General features: G+C 28.6%; 14 protein-coding genes. All 14 read right to left on the bottom strand.

Translation table 11 applies throughout. The features are described from left to right. Positions 1 to 99 precede the first annotated feature (99 nt). The 14 genes from MC378_RS04625 to MC378_RS04560 all read right to left on the bottom strand — a co-directional run bounded on the left by MC378_RS04625 (position 100) and on the right by MC378_RS04560 (position 13,489). Positions 100 to 930, bottom strand: coding sequence for a prohibitin family protein (locus MC378_RS04625; protein WP_242177555.1), 831 nt, complete (start codon positions 928 to 930; stop codon positions 100 to 102). 42 nt (positions 931 to 972) lie between these two features. Then, positions 973 to 1,869 (bottom strand): cation diffusion facilitator family transporter, encoded by an 897-nt coding sequence (locus MC378_RS04620; RefSeq protein ID WP_242177554.1) that lies wholly within the window; start codon positions 1,867 to 1,869, stop codon positions 973 to 975. Between the two features lie 81 nt (positions 1,870 to 1,950). Next, positions 1,951 to 2,337 (bottom strand): acyl-CoA thioesterase, encoded by a 387-nt coding sequence (locus MC378_RS04615; protein WP_242177553.1) that lies wholly within the window; start codon positions 2,335 to 2,337, stop codon positions 1,951 to 1,953. 72 nt (positions 2,338 to 2,409) lie between these two features. Further along, positions 2,410 to 4,437 carry a VWA domain-containing protein gene (locus MC378_RS04610; protein WP_242177552.1) on the bottom strand — a complete coding sequence of 676 codons (2,028 nt, stop codon included), beginning with the start codon at positions 4,435 to 4,437 and terminating at the stop codon, positions 2,410 to 2,412. 95 nt (positions 4,438 to 4,532) lie between these two features. Then, complete coding sequence (locus tag MC378_RS04605) at positions 4,533 to 5,072, bottom strand: hypothetical protein (protein WP_242177551.1); 540 nt, start codon at positions 5,070 to 5,072, stop codon at positions 4,533 to 4,535. 13 nt (positions 5,073 to 5,085) lie between these two features. Then, the gene (gene fabG / locus MC378_RS04600) at positions 5,086 to 5,832 is read right to left on the bottom strand and encodes a 3-oxoacyl-[acyl-carrier-protein] reductase (protein ID WP_242177550.1); all 747 of its coding nucleotides are present in this window, start codon (positions 5,830 to 5,832) and stop codon (positions 5,086 to 5,088) included. An 87-nt stretch (positions 5,833 to 5,919) separates the two neighbouring features. Further along, on the bottom strand, positions 5,920 to 6,792 hold the full coding sequence (gene sucD / locus MC378_RS04595; RefSeq protein WP_242177549.1) for a succinate--CoA ligase subunit alpha: 873 nt from the start codon (positions 6,790 to 6,792) through the stop codon (positions 5,920 to 5,922). Positions 6,793 to 6,854: 62 nt separating this feature from the next. Continuing rightward, a complete protein-coding gene (locus MC378_RS04590) occupies positions 6,855 to 7,781 on the bottom strand; it encodes a UDP-3-O-(3-hydroxymyristoyl)glucosamine N-acyltransferase (protein ID WP_242177548.1) in 927 nt (308 codons plus the stop codon). 4 nt (positions 7,782 to 7,785) lie between these two features. Next, positions 7,786 to 8,367 (bottom strand): hypothetical protein, encoded by a 582-nt coding sequence (locus MC378_RS04585; protein WP_242177547.1) that lies wholly within the window; start codon positions 8,365 to 8,367, stop codon positions 7,786 to 7,788. A 26-nt stretch (positions 8,368 to 8,393) separates the two neighbouring features. After that, a complete protein-coding gene (gene efp, locus MC378_RS04580; protein WP_242177546.1) occupies positions 8,394 to 8,960 on the bottom strand; it encodes an elongation factor P in 567 nt (188 codons plus the stop codon). Positions 8,961 to 8,964: 4 nt separating this feature from the next. Next, positions 8,965 to 9,750: an acyl-ACP--UDP-N-acetylglucosamine O-acyltransferase gene (lpxA, locus tag MC378_RS04575; protein ID WP_242177545.1), complete on the bottom strand. Its 786-nt coding sequence runs from the start codon at positions 9,748 to 9,750 to the stop codon at positions 8,965 to 8,967. A 3-nt stretch (positions 9,751 to 9,753) separates the two neighbouring features. Then, positions 9,754 to 11,145 (bottom strand): bifunctional UDP-3-O-[3-hydroxymyristoyl] N-acetylglucosamine deacetylase/3-hydroxyacyl-ACP dehydratase, encoded by a 1,392-nt coding sequence (locus MC378_RS04570; RefSeq protein ID WP_242177544.1) that lies wholly within the window; start codon positions 11,143 to 11,145, stop codon positions 9,754 to 9,756. Then, positions 11,138 to 12,181 carry a UDP-3-O-(3-hydroxymyristoyl)glucosamine N-acyltransferase gene (gene lpxD, locus MC378_RS04565; RefSeq protein ID WP_242177543.1) on the bottom strand — a complete coding sequence of 348 codons (1,044 nt, stop codon included), beginning with the start codon at positions 12,179 to 12,181 and terminating at the stop codon, positions 11,138 to 11,140. The genes MC378_RS04570 and lpxD overlap by 8 nt, the downstream gene beginning before the upstream one ends. 45 nt (positions 12,182 to 12,226) lie before the next feature. Further along, complete coding sequence (locus MC378_RS04560; protein WP_242177542.1) at positions 12,227 to 13,489, bottom strand: HD domain-containing protein; 1,263 nt, start codon at positions 13,487 to 13,489, stop codon at positions 12,227 to 12,229. Positions 13,490 to 13,509 lie beyond the last annotated feature (20 nt).

Here is a 13,509-nt window from a genome sequence, read left to right as displayed (position 1 = left end):
TATGAATTACAGATTTAGATATCAACACTTTAGGTGTGTTTATAACAAAAAAAAATCCAGCATAAACTGGATTTTTTAAATTGATATAAAGTTTTTATTTTATTGATTACCAAGAATAATTGGCATCCCTGATTTACCAGATCCAATAACAATTACTTTACTATTTGGTGATTTAGAAAGTTCTAAAGTTGCACTAATTCCTTTTTCTTGTAGAATTTTATCCGTTAAAGAAGCACTTAAGATTTTATTTGCTACAGCTTTCCCTTCTGCATCAATTTTTTGTCTTTTAGCTTCTTTTTCTGCTTTAGCAATTCTAAACTCATATTCTAATGATTCTTGCTCTTGCTTTAACTTTGTTTCAATAGCTGTTCTAATTGTTGTTGGCAATTTCACATCTTCTACCAAAACTCTTGTAACTAATAAATATTGGTCTTTTAAAACAATTTTAATTTCATCTAAAATTTCTTGTTCTATTACATCTCTTTTACTAGAATATAACTGTTCTGGAGTATAACGTCCAACAACACTTCTTGCTGCAGCATTAATGGCAGGATCTAACAATTCACGCTCATAATCTTCTCCTTTGGTTTTTATTAATTTTCCTAAATTAGAAAACTCTGGTTCGTACCAGATTGTTCCATTTACTTTAACTTCTAATCCATTTACAGAAAGCACATTCATTTCATCAGAAATAGATTGTTGACGTACTTTTCTTACAATCATACGATTCCAAGGAGCTACAATATGAAACCCCTCACTATATGTTTTTTCTGTATTTATACCATCTCCTAAAGATTCAAAAATAACTCCTCCTTCACCAGGACCAATAGTTACTGTAGATTTAGAGAATAAAATAATTACTGCTACTGCTATAATAATAAAAAATAATCCGCCTTTAGGAAAATTAAATTCAGGTTGTCTTGTTGCCATTTTTATGTTTTTTTATTTTTATCAAATTTACAATTAAAGATTTTAATTACAGTGAATATAAGCACAATCTTCATTTGACAATTCTAATTCTAAAGTAATATGTTCTAAATGAAAATCATCATGTAAAATTGTTTTAACTTTTGTTTTAAGCAATTTTATATCTGCCCAAGTCATAGTGCTATCTACAATTAAATGCATTGTTAAAACGTTATACTCTCCATCCATACTCCATAAATGACAATCATGTATACTCTTAATTTCCTTAAACTCTAAAATCTTCTTTTTAAGTTTATCAGAAGAAATATATAAAGGTGTTCCTTGTAAAATAATACGAATACTTTCTTTACCATTTTTAAAAACGTTATAAAGTATGTATATAGCAATTAATAATGATAAAATAGGATCTAAAATTGGTAGGTACCAAAATTGCATTATAACACTTGCAATAAGTACTGCTACCCACCCCAAAACGTCTTCTAGCATATGTAATGATACTACACGTTCATTAATTGAACTTCCTTTCTTTAGTTTTAATACTGCAGCTCCGTTTACAATTATTCCTAAAACAGCAAACCACATCATTCCCTGTGCATCTGATTCTTGCGGATGCATAATTCTAGGAATGGCATTTTTTATAATAAAAATGGAACCTATTAATAAAATAACAGAGTTTATAATTGCCCCCAATAAAGAAAATCTCTTATAGCCATAAGAATATATTTTTGTAGCCTTTTTATTAGATATCTTTTGAAAATACCAAGCCATGCCTAGACTGATACTATCTCCTAAATCATGAATTGCATCTGATGTAATAGCTAAACTATTTGTATAAATTCCTCCAAAAAACTCTATAATTGTAAAAAATAGGTTTAGAAAAAATGCTGTTTTTATATTTTCTGTTGCTCCATGATGATGATGGTGACTATGATTACTCGTCATAAACTTTTATTAATTAGACAAATAATTTTATAAAAAGATGCAGTATTATATAAAATTAAATTTTGCTGGTTTTTATAAAAACTACTTCAATCTATCTTTAACGTATTCTACTTCTGTCTTTCCGTGTTTTTTAGGTACTCCGTTTTCATCTAAAGACACCATCACAATTTTATCGATATCAATAATTGTTTTGTGTGTAAGTTTGTTTCTAACAGTACATTTTAGCGTTATTGATGAATTTCCAAAGGCCAATACATCCATTCCTATTTCTATAATATCACCTTGTTTTGCAGAGCTTACAAAATCTATCTCAGACATATATTTTGTAACAGTTCTTGGTATTTCTAGTTGGATAATTGCATAAATACCCAATTCTTCATCAATCCATTGTAATAATCTACCACCAAATAAGGTTCCATTTGGATTTAAATCTTCTGGCTTTACCCATTTTCTTGTGTGAAATCTCATATTTTCTTTCTTTATTTCTTCTGTAAATTTCCAACTATTAGTAAAGATAATCTAGGAATAACAATTACTTTTTTAAATTTTACCATAATACTTTCTGATAAACCATTCTATTGTAAATAAACTAATAACAATAAATAAGATCCATTTCCAGTCTATTAAATTTTGCTGCTTTATAATAGATTTTTGTGTAATATGATACGACTTATTTCTTAATAAATCCTTTAATAAATTATCTGTATTATTTTTATAATATAACTTGCCTCCAGATTTTTCTGCTAGTATCGATAACTTTTTATGATTTGCACTTGTAAACTGTTCTTCAACTTGATAATCAGTGATAAAAAAACGCCCGTATTTATTAATATTCTGCCCTTTTACATTAATTTTATAAGTATAATTTCCAAAAGGAAGGTTTTCAATTTCAACTTGATATGAATTATTTATTAATGAAAATGGAAATTTTGTAATTTCTTTGGTATTTACATTAGTTAAAGTAATTTCTAAAGATGCTCTTGCATCAAATTGATAATTTTTATCTGTATAAAAAGCGGAAATTTTGATAGTTGAATTTGCAGGGTATATTGTATTTGTTACTACTTCTAATCGATTTCTTTTTTTATTTGAAGCTAAATACTGAACTAAGTTTCCTAAAAATTCATCAAATTCTTGAAATGAGTTAGAACTTAAAAAACTTGCCGCTCTCCATTTCCATATGCCTTCTCCAAATAATACAGCAGATTTTTGATTATTTTGTTCAAAAGTGGTTAATAATGGTTGCTCTGTTTGTACACCATTTAGATTTTGAAACAATAATGTTTGATGTTCTTTTGTTAAAATTATTTCTCCGAATTTATCTTTTAAAGGCGCAAACTGATTGAAACCAATATTTTTTTGCAAAAATGTTAAAAAAGAATCGTTGTAAATGGCTCCGTAATTTTCTGTCTGATTGATGGCTTTTTTAGTAAAACCTAGTTGTTTTTTATGAATAAAATTCCAATCTGTATTTGCCCCTGTTATCACAAAATAATTACTATTTTGTTGTTTTAACTGAGAGAAAACCCTATTAAACTTATTGTTGGGTTGATATAGAATTACCAACTGATAATCAATTATTTGATTTTTAAAATCATCTACTAAAAGTACATCTACTGAACGTTGTTTATTACTTTCTATAGCCTTTTTAAAAGTACCAATATCTGGATGTAAAACAGATGTTAATATCAATACTTTTGTTTGTTCATCTATAACTTCTACTGAGAATTTTTTTGTGTTATTTTTTATATTTCTCTCTCCTTCAATTTTTTTAATTGAAGCAGTATAATATTGTAATCCTTCTTTTGTTGAAATTAAATTAGCAATAATTGTTTTAGATTTTTGATCAGCAGAAAACTTTACTTTTTCAGTAAATACCGTTTTTCCTTTTCTATAAATTGAAAATTGAGTGGTTACGGTTTCATTCCCATCATAATTTAGTAAAATCTCTACAGGAAACTTATTTTTAATATAACTGTATTTATTAACATTTAACTGGCTTATTTTTAAATCTTGATGTAAAGTTGTGTCACCTAATACGATGGGATATACGGGCTGTTTAGAGTTGATAAATTCATAATCATTACCAATAGTTTGGTTACCATCTGTAAGTAAAATAATTGGTGCAATTTTATCTTTGTGTAATTCATTTACAGTTAAGATAGCATTAGAAATATTTGTTTCTTTTTCTGTAAAAGAGAGTAAATCTAATACCTGTAAAGAATTACCAAATGTAAATTCTTTTATGTTAAACTTAGACACTAACTCTTTGTTATTCTTAATGTTATAAATAATATTTCTTATTTCTTTATCCTCTTTAAAAAATGGAATTGACACACTATTATCAACCAAAACAGTTAAAATTGGTTTTGTGTTTTCTAATACAACACTCTTTGTTTTTGGATTTATAAAGAGTAAAATCAATAAAAAGAAACTCAGTGTTTTTAAAACAAAGAGTAAGATATTAATTTTAGAATGATTTTTTACTTTATAAAAATATTGAAAAAACGCTACTGAAAGACTCAGTAACAAGGCAAATATGATGTATAAAACTGTAGTTGTTTGCAATGATTATTATTTATTGTGAAGATATAAAGAACTATTTAAAAACAAAAAACCTGTAACGTTAATTTGTTACAGGTTTCAATATTATTTATAGTTTATTAATTCTTTGTTTTTATAATTTCAAAAGAATCCATGAAACGACTGATACTCTTGTTATTATCTTTTGATACTGGGCAAATTACCTCACAAATAAACATTATATTATCTACTAAATAACAATTAAGGTATAAATACCCTCCATCAATTTTTATTTTGGTAACTCTACCTGGATATCCATTAAATCTAACTGTTTTATCATATAATATTTTTCCTTTTATATTTTTAACAGCACCTGCAATAGCTCCATCCAAAACTTCCTTGTTGTATTCCTTTGTAGCGTTTATAAATTGACTTTTAGGATAGTCGGATCTTACTAATAAATATACAAAATTATCATCTTCTCCTTCCTTTTTAGAAACCATAATCATATGCATATCCAACTGTCCTACTTCTGTATCTACTTTTTGAACATTTTTTTCAGGAACTGAAGGAAAATCAGCAATAAATCCTAGTTCTTCATATTTATATCTTGACCAATCTTGACTCATCAAAATTGATGCATTTAAAAACAATACAATAATTAGTAAATTCTTTTTCATAATAATTATTTTTTTAAGTTAACATTCCTCCATCAACAGACAGCGTTTGTCCTGTAATATACGAACTCATATCAGAAGCTAAAAATACACAAGCATTTGCAATATCTTGTGGAGAGCCTCCTCTTTTTAAAGGAATAGCATCTCTCCAACTTTGTACAGTTGCTTCATCTAATTTTCCAGTCATTTCTGTTTCTATAAAACCAGGAGCAATAACATTACTTCTAACATTTCTAGAACCTAATTCTAAAGCTACTGATTTTGAAAAACCAACAATTCCTGCTTTTGAAGCAGCATAGTTAGTTTGCCCAGCATTTCCCTTTAAACCTACAACAGAACTCATATTAATGATAGATCCAGCTCTTTGTTTCATCATTGGTCTAATTACTGCTTTAGTTAAATTAAAAACAGATTTTAAATTTACTTCAATAACTTTATCAAAATCATCTTCAGAAATACGCATTAATAAATTATCTTTTGTAATTCCTGCATTGTTTACTAAAATATCAATTGAGCCAAATTCCTCTAACACATCTTTAGCCAATTGTTGTGCAGCATCAAAGTTTGCAGCATTCGATTGATAACCTTTAGCTTTAACGCCTAAAGCTTTTAATTCTGTTTCTAAAGCATTTGCAGCTTCTACAGAAGAACTATAAGTAAAAGCAACATTGGCACCTTGTTTTGCAAATTCTATTGCAATTCCTCTACCAATTCCTCTAGTTGCTCCTGTAATTATAGCCGATTTATTTTCTAGTAATTTCATATTATAGTATTAGTTGATATTCAAATATAAAAAAGAAATTCCCGTTTTCACGGGAATTTTTATATGTATTTATTCGTTTTTAAAATATTATTTTAAAACACTTGCTACCATTTCTCCAATTTTAGCTGGTGAGCTCACAACATGAACTCCATTTTCTGCTAAAATTTTCATTTTTGCTTGGGCAGTATCATCTGCACCTCCAACAATTGCTCCTGCATGTCCCATTGTTCTTCCTGCTGGTGCAGTTTGTCCTGCGATAAAACCAACAACTGGTTTTCTATTTCCATCAGCTTTAATCCATTGTGCAGCTTCTGCTTCTAAATTTCCACCAATTTCTCCAATCATTACAATTGCTTCAGTTTCTGGGTCATTCATCAATAATCCAACAGCTTCTTTAGTTGTAGTTCCAATAATTGGATCTCCTCCAATACCAATTGCAGTAGTAATTCCAAAACCTTGTTTTACAACTTGATCTGCAGCTTCATATGTTAAAGTACCTGATTTAGAAACAATACCAACTCTTCCTTTCTTGAAGATAAAACCTGGCATAATACCAACTTTAGCTTCATCTGGAGTAATTACTCCTGGACAGTTAGGACCAACTAATCTACAGTCTTTATTGTCTATATATGCTTTAACTTTTACCATGTCTGCAGTAGGAATTCCTTCAGTAATACAGATAATAACTTTAATTCCTGCATCTGCTGCTTCCATAATTGCATCGGCAGCAAAAGCTGGTGGTACAAAAATAATTGAAGTGTCTGCTCCTACTTTTTCTACAGATTCTGCAACTGTATTAAAAACTGGTTTTCCTAAATGTTCTTGACCTCCTTTACCTGGAGTTACACCTCCAACAACGTTGGTTCCGTAATCAATCATTTGACCTGCATGAAAAGTACCTTCACTACCAGTAAAACCTTGAACAATAATTTTTGAATTTTTATTTACTAAAACACTCATTGGTTTCTAAATTTTAATTTGTTATGCAAAAATAACTGTTTGAGTCATTTAAAAAAAGAAAATTAAGATTTCTTTCTGTCTTTTAAAAAACGTTTTATTTCTGCTAATTCTTTTAGTTTTTCTCTTGATTCTGAAATTGGAGTTCCGAAATAACTTTTTCCTCCAATAACCGATTTTGTGACACCTGTTTGCCCTAGAATTATAGCTCCTTTTCCTATTGTAATTCCACTATTGGTCCCAACTTGTCCCCAAATAGTAACTTCATCTTCAATAATAACACAACCAGCAATACCTGTTTGTGAGGCAATTAGACATTTTTCACCAATAATGGTGTCATGACCAACATGAACCTGATTGTCAATCTTTGTTCCTTTTCCAATTGTTGTATCTCCAGTTACACCTTTATCTATTGTACACGAGGCACCTAAATCTACATGATCTTTTAACACTACTCTACCTCCAGAAATCAATTTATCAAATCCTTCGGGTCTATTTTTATAATAAAAAGCATCTGCTCCTAAAACAGTATTTGCATGTATTGTTACATTATTTCCTATAACACAATTGTCATAAATAGTAACATTAGGATGAATGATACAATTTTTACCAATTGAAACATTATTTCCTATAAATACATTTGGTTGGATGACTGTACCTTCACCAATAACAGCGCTTTCAGAGATGCTAACTTTAGAAGCTATAAATGGATTAAAATGTTTTGTAATCTTATTAAAATCGCGAAAAGGATCATCTGAAATTAAAAGTGATTTACCCTTAGGACATGTTACTTCTTTATTAATTAAAATAGTTGTTGCCGCAGAATTTAAGGCTTTGTCATAATACTTTGGGTGATCAACAAAAACAATGTCTCCTATTTCTACAACATGAATTTCATTAATTCCTAAAACTTGAAAAGTTTCAGCTCCAACGTAATCAACTCCTAAGAGTGTAGCTATTTGAAGTAAGGTTTGTGGTTTTGAAAATTTCAACTTTTTATAAAAATTTAAAAGATCCTTGAATCAATTTAAAAGTATCTTTATATTTATTATATCTGTTATCCATTGTCCAAGACATAATCATAAACATTTTGTCTTTACCTTCTATAAACCCAATCAAATAAGCAATTTCTAAATCGTCTACTTTACCGTGAAACTCATATTGTTTAGAATCTAAATTTTTTATTTTATTGTCTAGAGGCTTGACTTTTAAGTCTGTGATATTTTCTTGAAAACTTTGTAATTGAATATTTGTATAATTATCTAAAGCTGATATAGAATCATTATACATTTCTATTTCTTTAAAAGTATCAATAAATTCTTGTTTACTTTCATCTAAAACTACGGTATAGGTTTCTTTAAAAATATTTGCATACTCAAAAGAAGCTTCATCATGAAGAGATTTGAGTTCTGTCATATAATCTGGAACAGATAAAGAATATTCATTATTTACATGAACAGCTTTTAAATCTTCTACGTTAATATTATCTTTTCCTACAGAACTAGCAGACTCAATAATTTTTTTACAAGAAGAAAATGATAATACCGTAAATAAAATTAAAACAATACTTTTTTTCATTTCAAACAATTTTTTCAAAATTAAATTTATTCTTTAATTCTTTCTTGGTAAGTTCCTTTAGTTGTTTCTACCTTAATTTTATCTCCTTCATTTATAAATAAAGGGACATTTACAGTTGCACCAGTTTCAACAGTTGCCGGTTTTGTTGCATTTGTAGCAGTATTACCTTTAACTCCTGGTTCTGTATGTGTTACTTCTAAAATAACACTTGCAGGTAAATCTACTGATAGAGGCATATTGTCTTCAGAATTGATAATTATAGTAACAATTTCTCCCTCTTTCATCAATCCAGGATTATCTAAAGCAGCTTCTAACAAACGTATTTGAGAATAATCTTGTTCATTCATAAAATGATAAAACTCTCCATCATTATATAAATATTGAAATTTATGAGTTTCTACACGAACATCTTCAATTTTTCTTCCAGCAGGGAAAGTATTATCGATAACTTTTCCGTTTGTAACACTTTTTAATTTTGTTCTTACAAAAGCAGGACCTTTTCCTGGTTTTACATGTAAAAATTCTGTGATTTTATAAATATCATTATTGTATCTAATACACAATCCGTTTCTAATATCTGATGTTGTTGCCATTTCTTTAATTTGCTTTAAAATATCCTTTCATTATTCCTCTATGGGAATCTTTTATAAATTGAACGATTTCATCTCGTTCTGGGGTTGCTTCCATTTCAGCTTCTATAATATCTATTGCTTGAGAATTATTGTAATTTTTTTGAAATAAAATTCTATATATATCTTGTATTTCTCTAATTTTTTCTGCACTAAATCCTCTTCTTCTTAATCCAACAGAATTAATACCTACATAAGATAAAGGCTCTCTTGCAGCTTTTACATAAGGTGGTACATCTTTTCTAACTAAAGATCCACCAGTAACAAATGCATGCTTCCCTACAGAAGCAAATTGATGCACTGCAACCATACCGGCCAAAACTACATTCTCTCCAATTGTTACATGACCAGCTAAAGTTGAATTGTTTGAAAAAATACAATTGTCACCAACAAAAGAGTCATGTGCAATATGGCAGTAAGCCATTATCAAACAATTATTACCTATAACAGTTTTCATTCTGTCTGAAGTTCCTCTATTAATTGTAACACATTCCCTGATTGTTACATTATCTCCAATAACCACAGTTGTTTCTTCGTCATCAAACTTTAAATCTTGAGGAATTGCTGATATTACTGAACCAGGAAAAATTCTACAATCTTTTCCAATTCTTGCACCTTCCATAATTGTTACGTTAGAACCAATCCAAGTTCCAGAACCAATTGTTACGTTATTGTGAATTGTTGTAAACGGTTCTATTACTACATTTCTAGCAATTTTTGCTTGAGGATGTACATAAGCTAAGGGTTGATTCATAAGTTATTTTTTTCTAGCAATTTGTGCCATTAATTCAGCTTCTGCAACTAATCTACCATTAGCATAAGCATAAGCTTGCATATGGCAAATCCCTCTTCTAATAGCTGTAATTAGTTCACATTTAAAAATTAGTGTGTCTCCTGGTAAAACTTTTTGTTTAAATTTAACATTATTCATTTTCATAAAATATGTCAAATAGTTTTCAGGATCTGGTACTGTACTTAAAACTAAAATACCACCACACTGTGCCATGGCTTCTACTTGTAAAACACCGGGCATTACTGGAGCTCCTGGAAAATGACCTACAAAGAAATTTTCATTCATTGTTACATTTTTCATCCCCACAACATGCTTGTCTGAAAGTTCTAAAATTCTATCAACCAATAAAAATGGAGGTCTATGCGGAAGAATATCCATAATTTGATGAATATCCATTAAGGGTTGTTGGTTTAAATCGTATTGAGGAACATTATTCCTCTTTTCTAATTTAATAATTTTTGATAATTTTTTTGCAAATTGTGTATTTACTAGATGACCGGGTTTATTTGCAATAACTTTACCTCTAATGCGCTTACCAACCAAAGCTAAATCTCCAATTACGTCTAATAATTTATGACGTGCAGCTTCATTTGCCCAATGTAATTCTAAGTTATCTAAAATACCATTAGATTTAACTTTAATGTCATCTTTATTAAAAGCTTTTTTTAATTTTTGCATTGTACTTTCTGATAACTCTTTATCAACATAAACAATAGCATTATTTAAATCTCCACCTTTAATTAAATCGTTTTCTAATAACATTTCTATTTCATGCAAAAAACTAAAAGTTCTTGCATCAGCTATTTCAGATTTAAAATCAGACATTCTTTCTAAAGTAGCATTTTGAGTTCCTAAAATTTTAGTACCAAAATCTACCATTGTAGTTACCTCATATTTATCTGAAGGCATTAAAATAATTTCGCTTCCAGTAACTTCATCTTTATAAGAAATAATTTCTTTAACAATATATTCTTCTATTTCTGCATCTTGTTCTTCAATACCAGCTTCTTCTAAAGCTTTTACAAAATATTTTGAAGATCCATCCATTATTGGTGGCTCAGACGAATCTATTTCTATTAATAAGTTATCTATATCTAAACCAACTGCTGCTGCTAAAACATGTTCTGAAGTTTGAATTTGCACTCCATTTTTCTCAAGATTAGTTCCTCTTTGAGTATTTACAACATAGTCAGCGTTTGCTTCTATTGTTGGAGCACCTTCTAAATCTACACGAATAAATGCAAAACCATGATTTACGGGAGCTGGTTTTAATATCATTGTTACATTATTACCTGTATGTAATCCAACACCAGATAAAGTTACTTCTTTTTGTATTGTTTTTTGTTTCTTACTCATTTATAATATTATTTTGAGCCTTCAACTCTTTAACTATATTATCTATTTTAGATACTATTTTTGGAAAATTTTTAAAATATACATAGCTCTTGTTAAAATCTGCTACTTTATATGCAGGAGAACCATTAACAATTTCATTGTTTTTTATATTTTTAGAAATACCAGCTTGCGCTAATATTTTTACATTATCACCTATTTTTAAATGCCCAGAAATACCTACTTGACCTCCAATCATACAATTACTTCCAATTTTTGCAGAACCTGCAATACCTGTCTGTGAAGCTATAACAGTGTTTTCTCCAATTTCTACATTATGTGCAACTTGAATTTGATTATCAAGTTTTACACCTTTTCTAATAATTGTAGATCCTAAAGTAGCTCTATCTATTGTAGATGCAGCACCTATATCTACATTATCTTCTATAATTACATTTCCTATTTGCGGTATTGCCTTATACTCGCCATTTTCATCAGGAGCAAAACCAAAACCATCTGAACCAATTATAACTCCAGAATGTATTTTGCAATTATTTCCTATTTGAGATTCTGAGTATATTTTTACTCCAGAAAAGAGAATACAATTGTCTCCAATTACTGTATTATCACCAATATAAGAATTTGGATAGATTTTTACATTATTACCTATACTTACATTTTCTCCAATATAAGCAAAAGCTCCTATATATTCATTTTCTCCAATTTTTGCAGAATCAGAAATAAAATGAGGAACTTCTCTACCGGTTTTGTTGTTTTTTACTTCGTTATAAAACTCTAATAACTTAGAAAAAGATTTATATGCATTATCTACTTTTATCAAGGTAGTTTTAATTTCTTTTTCTAACACTAAAGTCCTATCAACTATAGTAACAGAAGCATTTGTTTTATATAAAAAACTATTATATTTTGGGTTAGATAAAAAAGTTAAAGAACCCTTTTTTCCTTCCTCTATTTTAGATAATTTAGAAACTTCTTCATCAGGATTACCTACAACATCTCCTTCTAAAATATCTGCTATTTGTTGGGCTGTAAATTTCATTAAATGCAAAAATATAAAAATTATAGGGATTGGGCTAATTTGAAACTACTTTGGATAACAAATAAAATGTTTTATCACTGGATTTGTTAACGCTTGTAAATTTAATTGATCTGATGCTTTTGCAATATCTTTTAGTTTTCCTTTTTTATTTAAAATTAAAATGGGCTCATTAGAATTATATGCTTGGTTTCTTATTTCTTTATTAAAGATAAAGTAATCTACTTCATTGAGTGATAAATTTAGTTTTTTAGCAACTTTATTTCGTTTTTTATTGATATAACTTTCACCAAACTTTTCCATTTGAATTTCTATTCGCAATAATTTTCTATCTACAATCATTTTAGATAATAACGACAATATTATATCACTGTGGTTTGTCCATTCTTTTATGGCAGATAATATATCATAATCATCTAATTTAGAGAACATATTTAATGTTTCTAATGTAAAATTCTCTTTCGAAATTTGATGATATAAAAAGTATTTTAAAGAAGAGTTTGCAAAAAGCTCTACACCTTCTACAGCTAATTCTTTAGCTCTTTTTAAAACATTCACCAACATGTTTTCTGCAACCAAACCCGTTTTATGTAAATACACTTGCCAATACATCAGCCTTCTAGCTATTAAGAATTTTTCTACAGAATAAATTCCTTTTTGTTCAATTACTAATACATCTTCTTTCACATTCATCATGGCAATTAACCTATCTGATGATATATTTCCTTCGGTAACACCTGTATAAAAACTGTCTCTTTTTAAATAATCTAATCTATCAATGTCTAATTGACTTGAAATTAACTGACCTAAAAATTTACGGCTATGATTTCCTTCAAAAATTTCTATTGCCAAACTTAGTTTACCGTCAAACTCATCATTTAACTTTTGCATAAATTTTAATGAAATCTCTTCATGAGAAATACCACTAACAATACTGTGTTCTAAGGCATGAGAATAGGCACCATGACCAATATCATGTAATAAAATAGCTATATAAAGTGCATTTTCTTCTTCTTTAGAAATTTCAACCTGCTTAAAACGCAAAACCCTCACAGCTTTTTGCATTAAATGCATACAACCAATAGCATGATGAAAACGTGTGTGATTTGCTCCAGGATACACCAAATTAGAAAATCCCATTTGTGTAATTCTTCTTAATCGTTGAAAATAAGGATGTTCTATAATATCAAAAATTAAAGTATTGGGTATTTGAATAAATCCATAAATTGGATCATTTAAAATCTTTAGTTTGTTAGGTGTTTTTTTTTTCAAGAAATAAAATTTTATCAATCTACTGCAAAGTACGAACATTATTTTTTTTGGCAATATTT

Source organism: Polaribacter marinus, assembly GCF_022662535.1.
In the GTDB taxonomy this organism is placed as follows: domain Bacteria; phylum Bacteroidota; class Bacteroidia; order Flavobacteriales; family Flavobacteriaceae; genus Polaribacter; species Polaribacter marinus.
This window is presented reverse-complemented; position numbering and strand designations above follow the sequence as displayed.